The 21,536-nt window shown below is 48.4% G+C and carries 18 protein-coding genes; 12 read left to right on the top strand and 6 right to left on the bottom strand.

All coding sequences use genetic code 11. The features are described 5' to 3' along the window. The first annotated feature begins 56 nt into the window (after positions 1 to 56). From rpmE to BT105_RS10915, 11 genes are all read left to right on the top strand, one after another. On the top strand, positions 57 to 260 hold the full coding sequence (gene rpmE / locus BT105_RS10970; RefSeq protein ID WP_019678077.1) for a 50S ribosomal protein L31: 204 nt from the start codon (positions 57 to 59) through the stop codon (positions 258 to 260). A 49-nt stretch (positions 261 to 309) separates the two neighbouring features. Then, positions 310 to 948 (top strand): YigZ family protein, encoded by a 639-nt coding sequence (locus BT105_RS10965; protein WP_028515894.1) that lies wholly within the window; start codon positions 310 to 312, stop codon positions 946 to 948. Positions 949 to 1,053: 105 nt separating this feature from the next. Continuing rightward, positions 1,054 to 2,049 (top strand): deoxyguanosinetriphosphate triphosphohydrolase, encoded by a 996-nt coding sequence (locus BT105_RS10960; protein ID WP_072300779.1) that lies wholly within the window; start codon positions 1,054 to 1,056, stop codon positions 2,047 to 2,049. Between the two features lie 8 nt (positions 2,050 to 2,057). Further along, entirely contained in the window at positions 2,058 to 3,794 is a 1,737-nt protein-coding gene (gene dnaG, locus BT105_RS10955; protein ID WP_072300778.1) for a DNA primase, read from the top strand. Positions 3,795 to 3,806: 12 nt separating this feature from the next. Then, positions 3,807 to 4,886, top strand: a complete 1,080-nt coding sequence (gene rpoD, locus BT105_RS10950) for an RNA polymerase sigma factor RpoD (RefSeq protein ID WP_028515891.1) — start codon at positions 3,807 to 3,809, stop codon at positions 4,884 to 4,886. Positions 4,887 to 5,231: 345 nt separating this feature from the next. After that, positions 5,232 to 7,970, top strand: a complete 2,739-nt coding sequence (locus tag BT105_RS10945; protein WP_072300777.1) for a bifunctional diguanylate cyclase/phosphodiesterase — start codon at positions 5,232 to 5,234, stop codon at positions 7,968 to 7,970. Positions 7,971 to 8,358: 388 nt separating this feature from the next. Next, complete coding sequence (gene ychF / locus BT105_RS10935; RefSeq protein ID WP_072300775.1) at positions 8,359 to 9,453, top strand: redox-regulated ATPase YchF; 1,095 nt, start codon at positions 8,359 to 8,361, stop codon at positions 9,451 to 9,453. A 71-nt stretch (positions 9,454 to 9,524) separates the two neighbouring features. Then, entirely contained in the window at positions 9,525 to 10,088 is a 564-nt protein-coding gene (locus BT105_RS10930) for a GNAT family N-acetyltransferase (protein ID WP_072300774.1), read from the top strand. A 277-nt stretch (positions 10,089 to 10,365) separates the two neighbouring features. Beyond that, complete coding sequence (locus BT105_RS10925) at positions 10,366 to 11,661, top strand: glutamine synthetase family protein (RefSeq protein WP_072300773.1); 1,296 nt, start codon at positions 10,366 to 10,368, stop codon at positions 11,659 to 11,661. 8 nt (positions 11,662 to 11,669) lie between these two features. Further along, the gene (locus BT105_RS10920; RefSeq protein WP_072300772.1) at positions 11,670 to 12,239 is read left to right on the top strand and encodes an ANTAR domain-containing response regulator; all 570 of its coding nucleotides are present in this window, start codon (positions 11,670 to 11,672) and stop codon (positions 12,237 to 12,239) included. A 2-nt stretch (positions 12,240 to 12,241) separates the two neighbouring features. After that, a complete protein-coding gene (locus BT105_RS10915) occupies positions 12,242 to 12,625 on the top strand; it encodes a VOC family protein (protein WP_072300771.1) in 384 nt (127 codons plus the stop codon). 36 nt (positions 12,626 to 12,661) lie between these two features. On the opposite strand, the gene BT105_RS10910 is transcribed toward BT105_RS10915, so the two are convergent. From BT105_RS10910 to BT105_RS10885, 6 genes are all read right to left on the bottom strand, one after another. Then, positions 12,662 to 12,946, bottom strand: coding sequence for a hypothetical protein (locus tag BT105_RS10910; protein WP_072300770.1), 285 nt, complete (start codon positions 12,944 to 12,946; stop codon positions 12,662 to 12,664). Next, a complete protein-coding gene (locus tag BT105_RS10905; protein ID WP_072300769.1) occupies positions 12,939 to 13,601 on the bottom strand; it encodes a zf-HC2 domain-containing protein in 663 nt (220 codons plus the stop codon). Before BT105_RS10905 ends, BT105_RS10910 begins: the two co-directional genes overlap by 8 nt. Then, positions 13,598 to 14,086, bottom strand: coding sequence for an RNA polymerase sigma factor (locus BT105_RS10900; RefSeq protein ID WP_072300768.1), 489 nt, complete (start codon positions 14,084 to 14,086; stop codon positions 13,598 to 13,600). Before BT105_RS10900 ends, BT105_RS10905 begins: the two co-directional genes overlap by 4 nt. A 162-nt stretch (positions 14,087 to 14,248) precedes the next feature. Next, positions 14,249 to 14,707, bottom strand: coding sequence for a leucine-rich repeat domain-containing protein (locus BT105_RS10895; RefSeq protein WP_072300767.1), 459 nt, complete (start codon positions 14,705 to 14,707; stop codon positions 14,249 to 14,251). 184 nt (positions 14,708 to 14,891) lie between these two features. Next, complete coding sequence (locus BT105_RS10890; RefSeq protein ID WP_072300766.1) at positions 14,892 to 17,621, bottom strand: FtsX-like permease family protein; 2,730 nt, start codon at positions 17,619 to 17,621, stop codon at positions 14,892 to 14,894. A gap of 4 nt (positions 17,622 to 17,625) precedes the next feature. Then, positions 17,626 to 18,330: an ABC transporter ATP-binding protein gene (locus tag BT105_RS10885; protein WP_028515880.1), complete on the bottom strand. Its 705-nt coding sequence runs from the start codon at positions 18,328 to 18,330 to the stop codon at positions 17,626 to 17,628. A 510-nt stretch (positions 18,331 to 18,840) separates the two neighbouring features. Between BT105_RS10885 and BT105_RS10880 the strand changes: the two genes are divergently transcribed. Continuing rightward, positions 18,841 to 21,438, top strand: coding sequence for a discoidin domain-containing protein (locus BT105_RS10880; RefSeq protein ID WP_072300765.1), 2,598 nt, complete (start codon positions 18,841 to 18,843; stop codon positions 21,436 to 21,438). Positions 21,439 to 21,536: the final 98 nt, after the last annotated feature.

Here is a 21,536-nt window from a genome sequence, read left to right as displayed (position 1 = left end):
TCTAAGGGAAATGATGGGCTGCACGATCTACAAATTAATGTAAAGAGGTGAAAATCGTGAAAGAGGGAATCCATCCTGAGTTCAAGAAGACCACAATTACCTGCCACTGCGGTAACGTGATCGAGACTATGTCTACAAAGGAAAACATCAAGGTTGAAATCTGCTCAAAGTGCCATCCTTTCTATACTGGTAAGCAGAAGCTTGTTGATACAGGCGGACGTGTTGACAGATTCAAGAAGCGTTTCAATATGGACAAGTAATTCCACAAGCCCCGTCATTGACGGGGCTTTTCGTACATAGGTAAGTATTATGAACTATCTGACAATTTCCGAAAATGCCAAGGCTTCGTTCATAGAAAAGCGCTCGGAGTTCATCGGCTATATCTCCCCTGTTAAGACCAACGACGAGGCGGTAGCCTTTATAAATTCCATAAAAGCCGAGCACCGCAAGGCTAAGCACAACGTTTACGCATATATCCTCCGCGAGGACAATATTTCCCGTTATTCCGATGACGGCGAGCCTCAGGGCACCGCGGGAGTACCTGTGCTCGACGTGCTGAAAAAGCGCGGTCTCACCGATGTATGTGTGGTAGTCACCCGTTATTTCGGCGGAATACTTCTTGGCGGCGGCGGTCTTGTGAGAGCCTATTCCCATGCAGCTTCTCTTGCCTGTGACGCGGCTCACATCATGGATATGTGCCTGTGTCACCGCCTGAAAATAACCGCAGACTACGGTATGTACGGCAAGATATCCTATCTCCTGCCCAATTACGACACTATCACTGTGGATTCTGACTTCGGCAGCGACGTCACCCTCGAGATACTCGTTCTCTCGGAAAAGCTCGACGCCCTGAAAAAAGAGCTCACCGAGGTGACCAACGGAACTGCCGAAATCGAGGATATGGGCGAGCTTTTTGAAGATTTTTCCTCTGTGAAAAAAATTTCCTGATAAAAATAAAGGGTTTTTTGTCCCGTTTTAGTATAAGTATTATGTAGGCACTTTTTCGGCGGATCATCTTCCGCTTAAATTTTTCTGCAAAGTGGGGGAGCAAGTATGACAGTACGCGAACAGATCGAGATAAGCGAAGCAGGTATACTCAGCAAATACGCCTGCGCAAGCATAGACGAGGTCGGCACAAAGCGTGAGCGCTATGAGGACAAGTGCCCCTACCGCACCGAGTTCCAGCGTGACCGTGACCGCATACTCCACTGCAATTCATTCCGCAGACTAAAGCGTAAAACTCAGGTTTTCCTGTCCCCTGTGGGAGACCACTACCGAACACGCCTTACCCATACCCTTGAGGTATCACAGATAGCAAGAACTATTTCCCGCGGTATGCGCCTTAACGAGGACCTGACAGAGGCTATCGCCCTCGGTCACGACTTAGGGCACTCCCCTTTCGGACACTGCGGCGAGAGAACTCTCAATGAAATATGCCCCCACGGCTTCAAGCATTATGAGCAAAGCGTCCGTGTGGTGGAAGTCCTTGAAAAAAAGGGCAAGGGATTAAATCTCACCCACGCTGTAAGAAACGGCATACTCTGCCACACCAACATGGTAGCTGACACCAAGGAGGGCAATATAGTCCGACTGGCTGACACTATCGCCTACATAAACCATGATATCGAGGACTCTATCCGAGCAGGCATACTCTCACCAAACGACCTGCCAAGAAGCTGTGTTATAGCCCTCGGAAATACCAAGACCAAGAGAATCACTACTCTCATAGCCTCCGTTATCGGGCACGGAGCTGTGGATATAGATTTTGCGCCCGATATACGAAAGGCTCACGACGAGCTCAAAAAGTTCATGTTCGAGAAAGTCTACACCAATCCTGCCGCCAAGGCTGAGGAGGGCAAGGCTGAACAGCTTGTGCGCAAGCTCTACGCTTACTTTATCGAGCACACGGACAAGCTCCCCGAAGAATACCGCAACATCATCAAGCTCTCAGATCCTGACAGAGCTGTCTGCGACTACATATCGGGAATGAGCGACGAGTACGCCGTTGACCTTTACACAGAGCTTTTCGTACCGAAATTCTGGAAGTGAGGTAGAATATGCCTCAGAACGACGAATTTCTCTATAATCTGCGAAATGCCAACCCTATCGAGACAGTTATGGGCGGCTACGTCAACGTCATAAGACGAGGGCGCAATTATGTCTGCTCCTGTCCGTTCCATTCCGAAAAAACGCCTTCCTGCACCATATTCACCGATACCCAGAACTTTTACTGCTTCGGCTGCGGCGCAGGCGGCGACGTCATCACCTTCATAATGAAGATAGAGAACCTGACCTTTCCAGAGGCTGTAAAGCTTCTTGCGCAGAGGGCAGGTTTGGAAGTCCCTGCCTACGGCAATAAGGACAGCGGCTACGCAAAGCGTAAAACCCGTATCTACGAAATGAACCGCATTGCCGCCAATTTCTACTACACCAACCTGTTCAAGGGCAAGGACAAGACGGGACTGCAATATTTCGCAAACAGAAAGCTTACTCCCCAGACCATAAAGAAGTACGGTCTCGGCTACGCTTCCGACTCATGGAACGAGCTCACCGATGTACTGCGCTCAAAGGGCTATTCAGACGACGAAATGGCTGACGCATGGCTGGCAGGAATGAAAAACGGACGCACCTTCGATATGTTCCGAAAGCGCGTTATGTTCCCTATCGTTGACCTCCGCGGCAACATAATCGGCTTCGGCGGACGAGTCCTTGACGACTCACAGCCGAAATACCTGAACACGGGAAAAACTCCCGTATTCGACAAGGGCTCAAACCTGTTCTCCATGAACTTCGCAAAGAACTCAAACGCAAAGCGGCTGATACTATGCGAGGGATATATGGACGTCATAGCCGTAAATCAGGCAGGCTTCGAGAATGTTGTGGCTACGCTGGGAACTGCTATAACTCCCGACCAGGCGCGTCTCATAAGCCATTACGCCGAGGAAGTTGTAGTTGCCTACGACAGCGACGGCGCAGGACAAAAGGCTACGCAAAAAGCTATCAACCACTTTGCGGACGTTGGTCTGCGAACCAAGATACTCCACATGGAGGGCGCCAAGGATCCCGACGAGTATATCAAGAAGTTCGGGCGTGACCGCTTCCGAATGCTCATCGACAGCTCCAATGACGCCAACGACTTCATGCTGGACAAGTGCGAGGACGGTCTCGACCTTACCACCGAAATAGGACGAGTGGAGCTTCTCAAACGCACGTCAAGAGTCCTTGCAGGCATAGAATCGCCCCTTGAACGCGAGGTCTACATATCACGAACGTCCAAGAAGTGCGACATTCCCGTACAGGTACTGAAAACCCATATTGACGCAATGCTGCAAAAGAACAGCAAAAGCGCCAAGAACAGCGAGTGGCGTGCCATAAAGGCTCAGACCTCGTACATACGCGACGATATCAACCCCGACGCCGTCTCCAATAAAAAAGAGGCTCGCGCCGAGGAAACTATAATCAGCTACCTGCTGAAGCGCCCTCAGGAATATGAGGACGTGGAAAAGCTGGCGCCCCCAGAGTGCTTCGTGACCGCATTCAACAAAAAGGTCTACAAGGCGCTGCTGGAGCGAATGAAAAATTCCGATAAATTCTCAATGTCACTTCTCTCCGATGAATTTTCCACGGAGGAAATGGGAAGAATAAGCGGAATAGCAGCTAAAAAGCGCGAAGTCGCAGTAACGCAGGACGTTGTTGCGGACTGCGCACAGGTACTGAAAAGCAGAACACCCAAAGCAGACGGAGAACTCAGCAACGATGAGCTGCTGAAGCTATTCCGCTCTAAAAACAAATAGGAGGATATAAAAATGGAAAAGAAAAATACCATCGAAGCCTTAATGGAACAGGGCAAAACCAACGGAAAGCTCACTACAAAGGAAATTACCGACGCACTGGAGGAGCTTGACTTTGACGTTGACCAGATAAATACCTTCTATGACAACTGTGAAAACCTCAATATCGAGATTGTCGAGGATATGAACCTTGACGCCGACCTTAAAATAGGTCTGGATTCCACACTGACAGACGACCTGGAAATGGCGCTCTCAACAGAGGGCATCGCTATCGACGATCCTGTAAAGATATACCTCAAGGAAATAGGACGAGTTCCGCTTCTTACAACTGAGGAGGAGATCGAGCTTGCCCAGAGAATGGCTAAGGGCGATCCCTACGCGAAAAAGAGACTTTCCGAGGCTAACCTCCGTCTCGTTGTATCTATCGCCAAGAAGTACGTCGGCAGAGGTATGCAGTTCCTCGACCTCATTCAGGAGGGCAACCTCGGTCTTATAAAGGCTGTTGAAAAGTTCGACTACACCAAGGGCTTCAAGTTCTCCACATACGCTACATGGTGGATAAGACAGGCTATAACCCGTGCTATCGCAGATCAGGCAAGAACTATCCGTATCCCTGTTCATATGGTAGAGACTATCACCAAGGTAAAGAAGGTATCCAGCCAGCTTCTCCACGAGAACGGCCACGATCCAAGCCCCGAGGAGATAGCAGACAAGCTCAATATGCCTGTGGACAAGGTACGTGAAATAATGCGTGTGGCTCAGGATCCTGTATCCCTTGAAACTCCTATCGGTGAGGAGGAGGACAGCCACCTCGGTGACTTTATCCCCGACGATGACGCTCCTGCACCTGCTGAGGCAGCTTCACATACTCTCCTCAAGGAGCAGCTCAACGAAGTCCTCGCTACACTTACAGACCGTGAGGCAAAGGTACTGAAGCTCCGTTTCGGTCTCGAGGACGGCAAGTCACGTACTCTTGAAGAGGTAGGACAGCGCTTCGACGTAACCCGTGAGCGTATCCGCCAGATAGAGGCAAAGGCACTTAGAAAGCTCCGTCACCCCAGCAGAAGCAAAAAGGTCAAGGACTTCCTTGACTGATACATATATCAGTATTTCCAAAGCCGCCAGAAATGGCGGCTTTTTCAGTTTAGAGCTGAGAGTGTTGTAGGGGCTGATGCCCACATCAGCCCGTTTATTAATATAAAGTCACACGGAGCGATGTGGGCATCGCCCCCTACAAGCTAAAGGCTAAGGGCTAAGGACTAATGGCTTCTGACCGCAAAAAATTTACATTATAGTTTTGGGTACGAGTATTGCTATTTCCGAAACAATGTGGTATAATGAATATGTATAGAATGTACGTTATCACGGTCGCCTGTTCACCGTCAGAAGTCAGGCAGCGCCGCGGAAAATCACCTTATCCGCAGGCAAAAAGGAGTGAGTATGAGTATATTTGATTTTAGCCAGACTCCGCCCGTGTTAAGCCATGATTGGCAGGTATTCCAGCAGTTTGTCGGCAATATTGGTGCATTTACATATATTGCAAAGGACAAGGCTGCTTATCTGGATTCAGCCGCCTGTCATATGCTCGGCTGCCCGAGTGAAAAGATAAACGAATTCGAGTTCTTCAATCTTCTCGAAAAGATATCAAAATGCCCTGTAGAGGGACAAAAGCACATTTACAAGTTTACTGACGGGAATACAACTCGTTTTATAAAAATGAACATCTATGAGAGCAGCGATGAATGGCTGGGCTTCATTCAGGACTTTACGCGCCAGATGACAGAGCTCAGCGACAAGAAGGCTTTTGTGGAGTACGATCCTATCACAAGACTGCCCTCATTCCCCTCGTTCTCACAGAAGATAAAGCAGATACTCCCCGATGTTCAGCACGGCTGCCTTGCCACTATCTACATAAACGGCATAGACAAGCTGGGCTCCTATCTCACTGTTGACAACACCAACAACTGCATAACATCGGTAGCCGAAGCGCTGAAGGGCTTTGCCAGCGATACTCTCATAATCGGCTCAAAGTCAAACTATGAGATATGCGTTTTCTTCCGCGACAGCGACAAGATGAGCATTTACAATATCCTCAACAGCATGGACGAAGCTGTGCAGAACTGCATTCTCACCGATGATTTCGGCGAGATAATCGACATCTCCGACAAGAGCAGGATAAGCCTGTCTATCGGCTGTGCTTCATATCCCGAGGAAGCCTCTGACTTCAATATGCTGGTGAACTACTCGGAATTCGCTCTTTTTGAGGCTAAGGCCTCAAAACGCGCAGTTATCAACTGGTTCTCCGAGGAGAATTACGTCCACGAAAAGGACTCATACCGCAACGCACAGACATTCTCCCGTATCGTGCAGGAGAATCTCCTTACCTATCATCTCCAGCCTATCGTTGAGACTCAGAAGGGCGAGATAGTAGGCTATGAGGCTCTTATGCGAACTATCGGCGATATCAAGATGACGCCGAATCAGATACTTAAAATAGCTGCGGCACAGAACGACCTTTACGCTATCGAGAAGCTGACATTCTTCAACGTTATGAAGCTTCTCAGCGACAATCAGCAGGTATTCGAGAACCGCAAGCTGTTTATAAACTGTCTCTCAAACAATCTCCTTTCCGATGAGGACTTCAACGAGCTGTACCTGACCTATGGCGAGCTCCTTGAAAAGACGGTTATTGAAATCGTGGAGGAATCTGCGGCTACGGCAGAGAGCATCGAGACATTAAAGAAGCGCTGCGGCTTTGCACACACTACCCTTGCTATCGACGATTACGGCACAGGCTATTCCAATTCGTCAAACCTGCTGCATTATTCTCCCGATTACATAAAGATAGACCGCTCGCTCATAAGCGATATCCAGAACGACCTGAAAAAGCAGCAGCTGGTAACGTCTGTAATCGAGTTCTGTCACGAAAATCAGCTGAAATCCCTTGCCGAGGGCGTTGAGACCGTTCAGGAACTGAAAACCGTTATCCGTCTCGGCGTTGACCTTGTACAGGGCTATTACACTTCAAAGCCGAAGCCCCTGCTTCTCAACAGCATATCTGCGGATATCAAGGACGAGATAATCAAGACCAATCTTGAAACACGTCCCGACGGCGTCAAGAAGATATACGCAGCCCAGAATGATACGGAGCTCGACCTCCTTAAGCTGGCGCTGGAAAAATACACTGATATCCACATTTATCAGAGCAAGCTCACTATTGTCGGCGATCCCGACAAGCCTGTGAAGATGAACATCTCCATTATGGACAATCACAGCTGCGAGCTGACGCTGAAAAATGTCAATATGATAAGCGGCAACAGCAAGCCTACTATCTCTGTTGGCGAGTATGCCCGCCTTGAACTCAACGTTGTCAAGAGCAACAAGCTTAGCTACTCGGGTATCTATGTGCCTATGGGCTCACAGTTCGTTCTCGGCGGCAAGGGCGACCTCACTATAGACTGCTACGCTTCTGAGGGTATCGGTATCGGCAACGATTACGACCACGGCTACGGCGATATCATCGTTGATTTCAGCGGCAATCTGGAGATCATCTCCAACAGCATAGATTCAATGTGTATCGGCGGCGGTCATAACGATGACGACTCCGACATCGACCTGCGTTCGGGAAATATAAAGATATTCATGTACTCTCACAACGGACTTGCTGTCGGCAGCTTCAACGGCGACGCCAATATCGAGATCGGCGAGAACTGCAAGCTTGATATCACTATATCTGGTATCAAGGTAACAGGTATCGGCAGCTGCAAGGGTATCTCTACCATAAGCTCAGGTGCGGATATAACAATGTCCTGTACAGGCGCTCAGGCAGTTGGTATCGGTGTCCTCGAAGAGGGCGAGGGCAGTATCTACATCAAGCAGGGTACTATCAATATGAAAATGCGCTCGGGCAAGCACTCCTGTATTGGTGCTATGAAGGGCAGCGTTAACACTAAGATAAAAAATGCAGAGATAACCATTGACTCCGAGGGCGATGAGGTAACAGGCATCGGTGACGCTTTGGGCTCAGGAAACCTCACTATCATCGATTCTAAGGTGTCCATGACTGTCAACGCAGGCAATCCTAAGGATATCGGCACAAGCAGCGGCGATGTCCAGATACAGAACTCCACCGTAAGCTCACTTGTAAATAACAAGAGAATAACTTACGCAAGCACTTAATGTTTAATCTTCCCCGCCTATATCGTGGTATATGCATGGAATTTACGCTTATTATTGAGAGAACCCCTTTTGAAAAAGGGGCTTCTCTCAAACTCTCTCCCGAAAACTTTCATTTTTGTTTTTTTCGGATAGGGCGCTTACAAAAATATAGAATTTTTTATATTAATAAATGCGCCCTATCAGAAAAAAACCAGATAAAAGTCTTTGGAAAGGGGTTCGGATGTGACTCCCCGCAGTGCGGGGAGATGTCACGCAGTGACAGAGGGGCGCGCCTCCGTCAGAGGAACCTTTCCTCAGAAAGGGTTCCCCCGATGAGTAAGCACAAGTTTCTATGCAGATATCACGGTAAAGGTGGGGAAACATATGATAAGAAAGGTAAGAATCAAATATGAAACTTGGTATGGTTGGTTTGCCTAATGTAGGCAAAAGCACACTTTTTAACGCACTCACAAACGCAGGTGCTGAATCTGCGAACTACCCATTCTGTACTATCGAGAAGAACGTAGGCATTGTATCAGTTCCCGATGAAAGACTGGACAAGCTTGCTGAGATGTACGAGCCCGATAAGTTCACTCCTGCTACTCTTGAATTCGTTGATATAGCAGGTCTGGTAAAGGGCGCTTCAAAGGGCGAGGGACTGGGAAACAAGTTCCTTGCGGATATCCGCGAGGTGGACGCTATCGTTCACGTTGTTCGTTGCTTCGAGGATCCTAATATCATTCACGTTGACGGCAGCATCAATCCTCTCCGCGATATCGAAACTATCAACTTGGAGCTCATCTTCTCCGATATCGAAATGGTTGAAAGACGTATCGACCGCGCTAAAAAGGCTGCAAAGGGCGACAAGAAGTACCTTGCAGAGGCTGAGTTCCTTGAAAGATTAAAGGCTCACCTTGAAAACGGCAAGTCCGCAAGAGGCTTCGATTTCACAGACGAGGAGCGCGAGCTTATCAAGTCAACTCCCCTGCTGTCCGCAAAGCCCGTTATCTATGCGGCCAACCTCAGCGAGGACGACTTCACTAACAATATCGAGACAAACGAGAATTACAAGGCTGTCTGCGCTCTCGCAGCAGAGGAGCACTCCGCTGTACTGCCTATCTGCGCACAGATAGAGGCTGAGATCTCCGACATGGGCGACGAGGACAAGGCTATGTTCCTCAGCGAGCTGGGTCTTGAGGTATCAGGTCTCAACCGTATCATCAAGGAGGGCTATTCTCTCCTCGGTCTTATCTCCTACCTCACCGCTGGAAAGCAGGAGGTCCGCGCATGGACTATCACCAAGGGCACTAAGGCTCCGCAGGCAGCAGGCAAGATACACACCGACTTTGAAAAGGGCTTTATCCGTGCGGAGGTAATCTCCTACGACGACCTTATGGCTTGCGGAAGCATGGCTGCCGCTAAGGAAAAAGGACTTGTACGCCTTGAGGGCAAGGAATACGTTATGCAGGACGGAGATATAGTTCTGTTCCGCTTCAATGTGTGATTTGAGTTATTAGTGATCAGTTTTAGTACGGATAATATCCGCACTAAATATCATATCGAATGGAGAAAAAAATGCTTACTCATAACGGTACAGATACTATTACAACAGACAGGCTCATTCTCAGAAAATTTGAATACTCAGATGATGATTCAATGCTGAGGAACTGGATAGCCGACGAGAAAATTCAGTCCATGTATTCAGAGCCTGTATATTCCACAAAAGAAGAAGTTAAAGAGCTGCTGGACAAATACATCGGCTCATACGAAAGACCTGACTATTACCGCTGGGCTGTAATTGAAAAAGCATCGGGCGAGTGCATAGGTCAGATAGCATATTTCCTTGTGGACAGCAAGAACCATTTTGCTGAGATAGAATACTGTATCGGCGCTGAGTTCCAGTGCAGAGGATATGCTACCGAAGCTACAAAGGCTGTTATCGCATTCGGCTTCGACAGGATAAATCTGCACAAGGTCCAGATATGCACCAAGACTATCAACAAGCCTTCAAGGCGTGTTATAGAGAAATGCGGCTTTACGTATGAGGGTACTCTGCGTGACTATTTCTTTATGAACGGCGAATACGTGGGAAGGCACTACTTCTCCATACTCAGAGAAGAATATGAGGATAAAAAATAAAGCCTTTCATATATACCTCGGAAAGTTTTTGTGCGGTATTACAATTATTTTTTAAATCGGGCGGATAATATCCGCCCCTACTAACGGGACGCCGAGTACGCCGTCCCCTACAATTGATTCTTCTTAATTTGCAGCGTTAAACACGGGCGAGCGGAACTCGCCCTTACAATAGTTCTTAGTTCTTAGCTCTTAGTTCTAATAGCTAACGGCTAAAGGCTAAGGGCTGGTGGGACGTCGAGGACGCCGTCCCCTACAAATTTTAATTGGAGGTCTTTCAATGAGCTTTTCTCCTAAAGAGATACTGAAATTCGTTGAAGAGAACGACGTAAAATTTATAAGACTTACTTTCTGCGATATGTTCGGCAATCTCAAAAACGTGGCTATCATGCCCAACGAGCTGCCGAGAGCATTTGAATACGGTATCCCCTTTGACGCTTCATGTATCGCCGAGGGCTGCTCGGACCTGCTCCTTGTGCCCGATATCTCCACTCTTTCCGTTCTCCCGTGGAGACCTAAGTCGGGACGCGTTGTCCGCTTCTTCTGCTCGCTGAAAAACACCGACGGAAGCGACTACGTAGGCGATATGCGTACTGAGCTGACCAACTACATCAATCAGCTCCGTCTGGACGGGTATTCCTGCGAAATGGGCACAAAGTGCGAGTTCTACCTCTTTGAACTGGACGAGCGCGGCGAGCCGACAAAAATACCTCACGACAAGGGCGGCTACCTTGACGTTGCTCCCCTTGACAAGTGCGAGAACGCAAGACGTGAGATTTGTCTCTCACTGGAGGAAATGGGCATGAGCCCTAAAAGCTCATGTCATAAGCACGGTCCTGCGCAGAACGAGATAGAGTTCCGCGAAAGTGAGCCTATCACAGCGGCTGACAATATGGTACACTACAAGACCGTAGTTAAGTCCATTGCCGCACAGAACGGTCTTTTTGCTTCGTTCATGCCCAAGCCTCTCCCCGACGAGCACGGAAGCGCTATCAGCATTTCCATAAGTATCAAAAAGGGCGGCGAGAACATCATCGGCAACGATATCGACGCTATGCCTTTTGAGGGCAGGTGCTTCATCTCGGGCATACTCGGCAGAATGAGAGAGATAACCGCATTTCTCAACAGCACCACTAATTCCTACAAGCGCTTCGGAATCGGATTTGCACCCAAGTATATAAACTGGTCGTCTGAAAACTGCGCACAGCTTATCCGCGTACCTAAGCCCGTGGGTATAACACCCCGAATCGAGCTGCGCTCCGCAGACGCCTGCTGCAATCCGTACATTACATTCAAGCTCATTCTTGCCGCAGGTATCGAGGGTATACAGTCAAAGGACTGCGCTCTCTTTGAAAGCGCTATGCATAGCGGAGAGGAAAGCGACCTTTTCCAGAAGCTGCCCTCCTCTCTCGAAGAAGCTGCCGCTATCGCAAAGGGCAGCGACTTCGTAAAGCGCACACTCTCCCCTGAGATAAGAAGCAGCATTTTTGCTCAGCTGGACAGGCAGATAAGGGATTATGCCGCAGCTCCCGACAAGGATAAATTTGAGGAAGAGTCATATTTCAAATTCGTGTGAGGTAAGCAATGGACAGAGCGCTTATAGTATCAGCAAGGCAGGAAATATCGGAGCTTGCCGAGCAGCTCCTGCGCATAGAGGGCTGCGGCAGGATAGCTGTAGCTGTCAGCGGAAGTGAAGCACGGCGGCTTGTGAAAAACGAGAGCGAGCCCGATCTGGTAATAATAAATACGCCCCTGCCTGACGAATTCGGACAGGAGCTTGCGGAAATGATAGCCGAGACCACATCGGCAGGAATTATACTCATCTGCGGCGGCGACGTTGCGGACGAGATAGCAGACAGAGTCTCCGACAGCGGCGTGAACGTCATTGCCAGACCTTATACCCGTGAGATATTGCAGCGTACTATCAGGCTGGTGCTTTCCGCCCGTGCCCGTATGGCAGGCGTAAAAAAAGAAAGCGCGGATATACTCAGCCGTATTGAGGAAATGAGAACTATCAACCGTGCCAAGACCACTCTTATGAAATACCTTAAATTCACCGAACCACAGGCTCACAAATACATTGAAAAACAGGCAATGAACAACCGCCAGACGCGGCTTGAAGTCGCTCAGCGTATCCTTGCCCAGTACGAATAGCTATGAAGATAGAACACGTTGCAATTTACGTCCGCGACCTTGAAGCCGCAAGGGACTTTTTCGTAAAGTATCTGGGAGCTTCATCAAACAGCGGCTACCATAATAAAACTACGGATTTCCGCTCATATTTTCTCAGCTTCGACGACGGAGCAAGACTGGAGATAATGACTCGTCCGCAGCTTGAAAGCTGCGAAAATGCTGTGGCAAGGACGGGATATATCCACATCGCATTCAGTCTCGGCAGCAAGGAAAAGGTCGATGAGCTGACAGCGCGGCTGAAAGCTGACGGATACGAAGTTCTCAGCGGTCCGCGAACCACAGGCGACGGCTACTACGAAAGCTGTATCGTCGGCATTGAAGGAAATCAGATAGAATTAACTGTATAAAATTATCCCCCGGCAAAAGCCGAGGGATTTTTCGTTTTATTCCGGACTGCCGAATAAAAGCTTTATCAGCCAATAGCTTGAAGAAGCCATACCCTGACTTGAATGATATATCATAAGCGCAAGGAAAGCTCCCGAAGCAACAATTGAAATGATACATATAGTCACAGGTATCTTTATGAGATACTTCTCACGAAGCTTCACCGAAGCTATAATAACTCCTACAGCAAGGACTATGCTCTCAGCAGCAAATCCGAAAAAGCCTATTGCAAATGAAGCTGCCGCAAGCAGTATCAGCGGTATATTGAATTTTCTCTCAGTCATTTGTACCACGCTCCCATAAAATATATTCTTTATCGTTTACATCATCATAGTAGAAGAATTTTTCCATTTTTGTGTTCTTTTCAATATCAAACAGCCTTATCTCACAGCCATTTTTATCATCAAGCATTTTTGAAATTGCAAAACTGTCAATTTTACGCTGTTTGAGTGTTATACCGTAGCCATTCTTCTTTTCGCTGTCAAAGCCTGTTCCATATCCCATATGGTCGCCGTCGGCGTCGCTTATAGTCGGAAACGCGTGCCAAAAAGCTGCCGCTTCACCATTGACAACAAGATAAAGCTCGCTACCATGCATTGTTACATGAAGATTATCAGGTATATTATACTTTTCAACGTCCATTGACTTATCCGTGTTTATCAGATACATAAGTCCGAACAGAAGTATTCCGCATACGGCTAAAACACTTATAATACCCACTACAAGCTTTTCTATTCGCAGGCGTCTCTTTATACGCTTGAGCACCTCTCCGTCGTTTTTAGGGCTTACAGTGACGTTTCTGCGGAGTTTATCAAGCTCCCCCTTGCATTCTGCGCACTCTTTGATGTGCTCCTCAACTGCTTTCCTGCTCTCATCGCTGCATACATCGTCGGCATACAGGGGCAGCAGGTCCTTTATCATATCACAATTCTTGCTCATTTCTGTACCTCCAGTTCTTCTATTATCTTCAGCTTTGCACGGTGGAAGGACACTCGCGCCCAGCTCTCGGTCTTGCCGAATATGTCGCCTATCTGACGGAAGCTAAGCTCCCCGAAAACTCTCAGGGTAAAAACCTCCTTGTAGGGCTCGCTCAGTGTATGGAGCACTTTGTGTATCTCCATAGTCTGCTGAGTATCAGCAAGTCTTTCCTCTACGGATACTGTACTGTCGGGAACGGTCTCGGGGATATCCTCTCCCGTGAACCGCTTACTTTTCTTGCTGTGTGTGAACAGCAGATTCTTCGCTATCTGACACAGCCACACCCTTATATCACAGTCTCCGCGGAAGCTGTCTACGGACTTCATCGCCTTGAAAAAAGTTTCCTGTGTGATGTCCTCGGCGAGGTGTTCGTCCGCGGACAGTGAACGTATATACAGGTATACATCGTGGAAATAATCGTTATAGAGCTCTTCGACCTTGTCCAAACTTCTCACCGCCTTCAACTATAAGACTCCGTCCGCGTACAAACGTTACAGAAATTTCAAAAAAATTTTTTGCCAATGAAAAAATAATACCATAGGCTGACAGAATTGTCAATCCTATGGCAAGAAAACACCCCGCCCATTATTACGGACGGGGGTTTTGAGTTATACTGCTATTGATTTGTTTTCGTGGCTTAAAGAATGTCTTATCTGCTGCCACTTGTTGTTGTCAAGCTCACCATTTATCACGAATTCATACACTCTGTCATCGTGAATGACCTTTACTGTGGAAAGATCGCTGCAGCCTGCAAAGGCATGCTGACCTATCTCCTGTAAAGTGGAGGGAATGGTGAGATCAGCAAGATGATGACAGCCACGGAATGCGTACCAACCCAGCCTGATAGTGCTTTCAGGAAGATTGATAGATCTGAGGTTCTCACAGCCGCTGAACGCAGTATCCGATATGACCTGCACTGTCTCGGGTACCAGTATCCTTACAAGGTTCGTACAGCCACTGAATGCGCCCTCATCGATGATTCCGACATTATCGGGAATAAAGATCTCGGTAACGCCTTTTTCGTCTTTGTACCTTTTGAGTACACCTCTTCTGATCTTGTAATTCATTCAGTTTTCTCCTTATCGATAACATCGATACAATCCCCAGAGCCCCATATTGGCTCAACCATATTATACCACAAATCTATCAAAATGTCAATTCAAGGCATGATATATCGTGCATATTCAGAACCTTGCACAAAAAATCACACCCCAATTTGAATGAGGTGTGAATTTCAATCCTGCATTTAAGCTACTCGATAGATTTAAGTGATTCAGCCATGTTGATGTGCTCCAATTTCAGTACCATGAACAGGTCAACGATGAAGTTGAAAAGGAATGTGAGCAGGGTGCTGAAAAGGAAGCTTTTCGGCAATATACGGACGCTGAAGTCCACTAAGTCCACCCGTATCTGAGCCATTACAAAGGCATGGAGCAGTATTCCCACGCCCAGTCCCACTACCGTACCAAAGGCGGTGAGCGCCAGATTTTCGCGGAGCACATAAGATGATGTCTCATGCCTGAAAAAGCCAAGAACTTTAATTGTAGCTATCTCGCGGACACGTTCTGTTATATTTATATTGGTAAGACTGTACAGCACGATAAATGCCAGACCTGCGGCGCAGACGATAACTATAAGCACGATGTAGTCAAGACTGCTCATCATTTTGCTGAGTCGCTCCTTGAGGTCGGCAAAGACCATTACTGCGGTGATATTGCCGTTTTTCGACAGAGCAGCCGTGGTTTTGTAGGTGTCAGCCCCATCCTTGAAGTTGAGGAAAGCGTAGTTCACGGGAACGGACTCGCCAAGCTGTCTTTCCATAGTTTCCCTGCCGAGAAATACCACATTATATACGTGATTCTCGAAAACTCCCGTGACCTTTACGTTGAGCTCGCGCATATTCTCGTCGCGGAGCTTCATCATGCTGCCCTTTTTTATGCCGTAGCGCTCGGCAATACTGTGGCTGACCACAGCCTCGCCCTCAGCAGGCGGAGTCAGCTTCTCCCCCTTGACAGTATGGAGGTCGAAATATTTCTCCATATTCTCAAAGGAATCCGCAGCATTTACAGTGACGCTCTTGACCTTTTTGCCGTAGAGCAGGTCCCACGCTCCCGTGTAGAGTAAAGTGTAGTCCTCGGTATTCTCAGTGAGCACGTTGTTCAGCTCCTCGGGGAAAACATCTCCTACGTTGCGAAGATTAGCCGATGCGTCGGCAACCTGTATCTCGTTGTACTGAGTTTCCGCAAAGCCTGCGATAGAATCCTTTAGTCCGAAGCCTGTCACCAGCAGAGCTGTACAGCCGCCGATACCTAAAATCATCATAAAAAGGCGCTTTTTGTAGCGGAAGATGTTTCGTATTGAGACTTTTTGCAGGAATTTAAGCCTTTTCCACACAGGTGTCACGTATTCAAGGAGTACGCGCTTGCCTGCCTTAGGAGCTTTTGGTCTCATAAGGCTTGCCGCAGTCTCGGAGAGCTCCACTCGGCAGCTGAACCATGTTACGCCCACCGAGCATATCAACGATACTGCCAGAGCTATGAGGGCAAGCTGTTTATCGAACAGATAGCCGATAGGCAGCTGAATGTACATAAGGGTGTAGGTCTTCCAGATTATCTTCGGGAAGATGTAGGTGCCAAGACTGTAGCCCAGCACACAGCCAATTATAGCCGCAAGTCCTGCATAGAATATGAACTTGCCCATGACAGTGCCCTCGGAGTAGCCCAGCGCCTTGAAAACGCCTATCTGAGTGCGCTGCTCCTCAACCATGCGGCTCATTATGGTCATGCAGACCAGAGCTGCAACCAGAATGAAAAATATCGGGAAAACACGGGCTACCTGCGCGACTATCTCGGAATCGCTCTCAAAGCAGGCGTAGCCGATGTTGGTATTTCTGTCAAGGACGTAAATATCGGGCTTTTTCAGTGAGCTCAGGTCGCTTTCGCCATTTTTCAACTCCGCTTCGGCGTCGGCTATCTGCTTGTCGAAGTCAGCCTTTGAGCTCTCATAGTCTGCAAGCCCCTTTTCGTAATCAGCATAGGCGGCATTGTACTGCTCCATGCCTGCGGAATACTGCTGAGGAGCTATATCCTTTATCTGCTCCAGCTGCGCAAGCTGCTCATCCAGCTGAGCCTTTCCGCCGTCAAGGTCTGCTTTTGCCTTGTCAAGCTTTTCCTGACCGTCTGCGCGGTTCTTTTCAAGCTCTGCCCTGCCGTCGCTGAGCTTGTCCTCGGCTTCACTGTATAGCTCATCATAGCGCATATCGGCACGTTCGCGGCAGTAATCCTCCCACTGCTTTTCCCTGCCGTCCATGAATGTCTCATACTCGTCGGAGTATATCTCCATATCCTGCTGAAAACGCACATATACCTCGGTATAAACGTCAAGGTCGAAGGCCTCTTTGGGGAGATAAACAAAAGCCGAAATTTCGCCGTTTCCGACAGAAGTCGTTCCACGCTCGAAATTGATGTACATTGAGGAATCCGCAGAGCCGACAATAGTGAATTTGTCGCTTTTCAGCGCGTTTTTCACGCTGTCAGAGTTATCCTCGGAAAGAGTGATAGTATTGCCGATCTTGAAGCGTCCGTTCTCGATGACGCACTCATTCTCATTCTGTGGAAGTCTGCCCTCTTTAAGGCGTATGCCGTTGATATTATCGGTGAGGGAATGAGCTCTGAGAACATACTCCCGTGAACCTGCCGTGAGTATATCAAGAGTATACGAGCCCTCGGCATAGCGCACCTCGGGACGGCTTTTGAAGTCCTCAACGTCCTCTTCCTCCCAGCCAATGGACGACAGAAGCCTGTAGTCGTAAAACTGATTCTCATCAAGGAATTTGTTTACCGTATTCACCATAGCAGGAGTAACTATCCTAACTCCCGTAAAGAAGCCAACTCCAAGAGCTATGATAGCCATTATTGCGAAGAATCTGCCAAACGTGCTCCTTATCTCGCGGAGAGCGTTCTTTCTTACTGCCGAACCCATAGCGTCACCACTCGATATCGGCAATATCTACGATATTGTCGTTCATTTTCACGCCTGAGATAGTTCCGCTGCTGACTGTGATTATGCGGTCAGCCATTGGCGTAAGAGCCTGATTGTGGGTAATGACCACAACTGTCATGCCGTTTTTGCGGCAGGTGTCCTGCAAAAGCTTCAGTACCTGCTTGCCTGTAGCGTAGTCCAGAGCGCCTGTTGGCTCGTCGCAGAGCAGAAGCTTGGGGTTCTTGGCGAGAGCTCGCGCTATTGCAACTCGCTGCTGCTCGCCGCCCGAAAGCTGTGCAGGGAAATTCTTTGTACGCTCGGAAAGTCCCACCTGTTCAAGGACCTTTGCGGCGTCAAGGGGCTCGCGGCATATCTGAGCTGCAAGCTCCACGTTTTCAAGCGCTGTCAGGTTCTGTACAAGATTGTAGAACTGGAACACAAAACCCACGTCATAACGCCTGTAGGCGGTGAGCTTCTTCTTGCTGAGGGCTGAAATCTCCGTACCGTCAAGGAATACGCTGCCCGAGGTAAGTGTGTCCATTCCGCCAAGTATATTGAGGATAGTTGTCTTTCCTGCACCAGAAGCTCCCACTATAACGCAGAACTCTCCCTTGTTTATCTCAAAGTTTACGTCGTTAAGGGCATGGACCTCTACCTCGCCCGACTTGTATGTCTTTTTTACATTTTTAAACTCAACGTAAGCGCTCATAGTTTTCCTTTCTCAAAGCTTGTATTTATTGCAGTATCGCAGCATTGAAGCCGTGCAGGGACGCCTGCGTCCGACGGTTTCGCTGCCGAATACAAAGTGTTCATTTTTTATAATGCGCGAAACCGTCAGGCGGAGCTCCGCTCCGCCTCTGCACGGCGACGGCACTGCAATTTTGATTATAGCATATAAATCCCCAAATAGCAACAAGCACAGCAAAAAAACTATATCATCAATTTATCTCAGTGCCTAAAAGCAGTACAGGCACCTTGCTTATAACATAAAACCAAATAGAACAGCTGCCACGGCAGCAAACTATGCTATAGGCTGAGAGCGTCATAATTGACATAACATATTGTGCATAATATATATTATTTATGCTGTATTAGAAAAATCATATCATATAATTCTCAATTATTGCGGTTTTTTATTTACTTTTTCCAAATGTTGCGGTATAATATATATAGGATTTGTATCCGCGGACGGAAATTTAAAATAAAGGAGAATTGGGAAATGAAAATTTTACGCAAGATATGTTCGGCTGCTGCGGCAATCGCAGTCCTGACATCTATGACTTCTGCTCTGCCTGCATTTGAAGCGAGTGCAGCAACTAACATCAGCCTTTCCCCTTACGACGTTTACGACATAAATGGCGGTAAGTTCGAAGGCTGGGGCACATCTCTGTGCTGGTGGGCAAACCGTGTAGGCTATTCGGACAGCCTTGCACAAAAAGCCGCCGACACCTTCTACGGCGACAATGGTCTCCGCCTTAATATCGCCCGTTTCAACATTGGCGGAGGTGACGACCCGTCGCATGACCACATCACCCGTACCGACTCAAATATGCCGGGCTATACAAAATACAACAACGGCGTTGTTACATACGACTGGAACGCAGACGCCAATCAGCGAAACGTGCTCCGAAAATGTATCGAAGCCGCAGGCGACGACATGATAGTGGAGATGTTCTCAAACTCGCCCCCATACTATATGACGCAGAGCGGCTGCAGCTCCGGAAATAAGAACTCAGGAAAAAACAATCTCCGCGACGATAAGTATACAGATTTTGCGGAGTACCTTGCAGAGGTAACTGCCCACTACGAAAACGACTGGGGCATTCACGTTCAGAGCATAACTCCCATGAACGAGCCCTACACTAACTACTGGGGCGCATACAGCGCTAAGCAGGAGGGCTGTCACTTCGACCAGGGTGCTTCAATGGATAAGATATATCAGGAGCTTGCAAAATCCCTCAAAAAACGCAATCTCAACGATATCATCATAAGCGCAAACGATGAATCCATTATAGATACACAGATAAGCTCATGGAACAAGATGTCCAGTACCACAAAGGCACTTATAGGACGTATCGACACCCATACCTACGGCGGCAGCCAGCGTACACAGCTGAAAAATACTGCCATTAACGCAGGCAGGAATCTCTGGATGAGCGAGGTAGACGGCAACGGCACATCAGGTCAGAACGCAGGTGCTATGTCTCCCGGACTCTGGTTGTCAGAGCGTATCACAGCAGACTGCAACGGACTTAATTCCTCCGCGTGGATACTCTGGCAGGTAATCGACAAGCACGTAAGCTCTAAAGGCTACAACGGCAAAAAGGACTCAGGCATGGTTGATATGACCAAGGGCTTCTGGGGCACAGCCGTTGCAGACCACGACAAGAACGAGATAGTTCTCTCCAAGAAGTACTACTGCTTCGGACAGTACACAAGATATATCCGTCCCGGTATGACAATGCTGAAATCCTCGGGCAATACACTGGCTGCCTTTGACGCGAAAAACGGACAGCTGGTCATCGTATCATATAATACCTCATCGGGAAAGTCGGATATGGTCTATGACCTATCACAGTTCAGCCAGTGCGGTACAAGCGCAAAGGTCATTCGCACAAGCAATTCCGAGAACTGGGCTAACGCAGGTACTATAGACATCAGCGGCGGAGCCCTCAAGGCTTCTCTTGCAGGCAATTCCGTTACCACTTTCATAATCGACGGAGTCAAGGGCGGAACAACTCTCACCGATAAAATCGACATCACATCGGGCATGATAAGCGGCTCCGACTCATGGAAGAGCGACGCTTCAACAGGCTATGCCAAGGCTTTCGACGGCAGCACAAGCACCTACTTTGACGGTGTCGCTGACGGCTGGTTACAGGTAGACTTAGGCGAGCTTTATGACATAACAGCTATAGGCTACGCTCCGAGAGGCGGCTACGAATACCGCATGACAGACGGAATGTTCAAGGCTTCTGCGGACGGCACAAACTGGACCACACTTTATACCGTGAAAAGCAAACCATCTTCGGGTATGCATTATGCGACTGCACTTTCAGGGGATACGCAGGCTCGTTACATACGGTATGAGGTGCCCTCAGGAGCTCCGAATAGCAGTGACAATCCTGACAGCTCATACTGTGCTAATATCGCGGAGATAGCTCTCTACGGAACAAAGGCTTCCCAGAGCACAAAGCCAAAGTACGACAAACTCACACCTGTTGCCGCTGAGGGCAGCAAATCGTGGAAGGATACGGCTTCCGTAAGCTACGAAAAGGCTTACGACGGCGACCTCAGCACATACTTCGACGGTCTTGAGGGCGGATACGTACAGCTCGACTTCGGAAGTGTATGCAAGATCAGCAACATCGGCTTCTGTCCGCGAAACGGCTACGAAGCAAGAATGATCGGCGGTTTCATAAGCGTATCAAACGACGGCGAAAACTGGACAAAGGTATACACAGTTGACAGCAAGCCTGCTTACAGAATGAACTATACCGAGGAATTCGAGAATATCAATGCTCGTTATGTCCGCTATGAGGTACCAACAGGCGCTCCCACAAGTCCTCTCAGCACTGATGATGTTTATCTCTGCAATATAGCTGAGATAGCAGTATACGGTGAAAAAGGCAAGGAAGTCATTGGCGACGTAAACGGCGACGGCGAAGTAAAGGTGGCAGACCTTGTAATGCTCCAGAAGTACATCATCGGCGCAGGAAAGCTCACAACACCTGATATGGGCGACGTAAACGGCGACGGAAATATTGACATTTTCGACCTCGTTGCACTGAGAAAGCTGCTTGTAAAAGGCGCTTAAAGTAATATTAGGGACGCCCTCTCTTGCGGAGCGCTTCGTAACTGCGGGGCTTTGCCCCACACCCCACCAGAGGCGCTGCCTCTGGACTCTGCCAAAGG

Source organism: Ruminococcus flavefaciens, assembly GCF_900119075.1.
GTDB classification, from domain to species: Bacteria; Bacillota; Clostridia; order Oscillospirales; family Ruminococcaceae; genus Ruminococcus; species Ruminococcus flavefaciens_Q.
This window is presented reverse-complemented; position numbering and strand designations above follow the sequence as displayed.

Coding starts and splice junctions, on each gene's coding strand:
- BT105_RS10885 (WP_028515880.1), bottom strand. CDS start 18,330: ATGAGCGCTTACGTTGAGTTTAAAAATGTAAAAAAGACATACAAGTCG.
- BT105_RS10905 (WP_072300769.1), bottom strand. CDS start 13,601: ATGAGCAAGAATTGTGATATGATAAAGGACCTGCTGCCCCTGTATGCC.
- BT105_RS10915 (WP_072300771.1), top strand. CDS start 12,242: ATGAAGATAGAACACGTTGCAATTTACGTCCGCGACCTTGAAGCCGCA.
- BT105_RS10965 (WP_028515894.1), top strand. CDS start 310: ATGAACTATCTGACAATTTCCGAAAATGCCAAGGCTTCGTTCATAGAA.
- BT105_RS10960 (WP_072300779.1), top strand. CDS start 1,054: ATGACAGTACGCGAACAGATCGAGATAAGCGAAGCAGGTATACTCAGC.
- BT105_RS10945 (WP_072300777.1), top strand. CDS start 5,232: ATGAGTATATTTGATTTTAGCCAGACTCCGCCCGTGTTAAGCCATGAT.
- ychF (WP_072300775.1), top strand. CDS start 8,359: ATGAAACTTGGTATGGTTGGTTTGCCTAATGTAGGCAAAAGCACACTT.
- BT105_RS10880 (WP_072300765.1), top strand. CDS start 18,841: ATGAAAATTTTACGCAAGATATGTTCGGCTGCTGCGGCAATCGCAGTC.
- rpoD (WP_028515891.1), top strand. CDS start 3,807: ATGGAAAAGAAAAATACCATCGAAGCCTTAATGGAACAGGGCAAAACC.
- BT105_RS10920 (WP_072300772.1), top strand. CDS start 11,670: ATGGACAGAGCGCTTATAGTATCAGCAAGGCAGGAAATATCGGAGCTT.
- dnaG (WP_072300778.1), top strand. CDS start 2,058: ATGCCTCAGAACGACGAATTTCTCTATAATCTGCGAAATGCCAACCCT.
- BT105_RS10925 (WP_072300773.1), top strand. CDS start 10,366: ATGAGCTTTTCTCCTAAAGAGATACTGAAATTCGTTGAAGAGAACGAC.
- BT105_RS10895 (WP_072300767.1), bottom strand. CDS start 14,707: ATGAATTACAAGATCAGAAGAGGTGTACTCAAAAGGTACAAAGACGAA.
- BT105_RS10890 (WP_072300766.1), bottom strand. CDS start 17,621: ATGGGTTCGGCAGTAAGAAAGAACGCTCTCCGCGAGATAAGGAGCACG.
- BT105_RS10910 (WP_072300770.1), bottom strand. CDS start 12,946: ATGACTGAGAGAAAATTCAATATACCGCTGATACTGCTTGCGGCAGCT.
- BT105_RS10930 (WP_072300774.1), top strand. CDS start 9,525: ATGCTTACTCATAACGGTACAGATACTATTACAACAGACAGGCTCATT.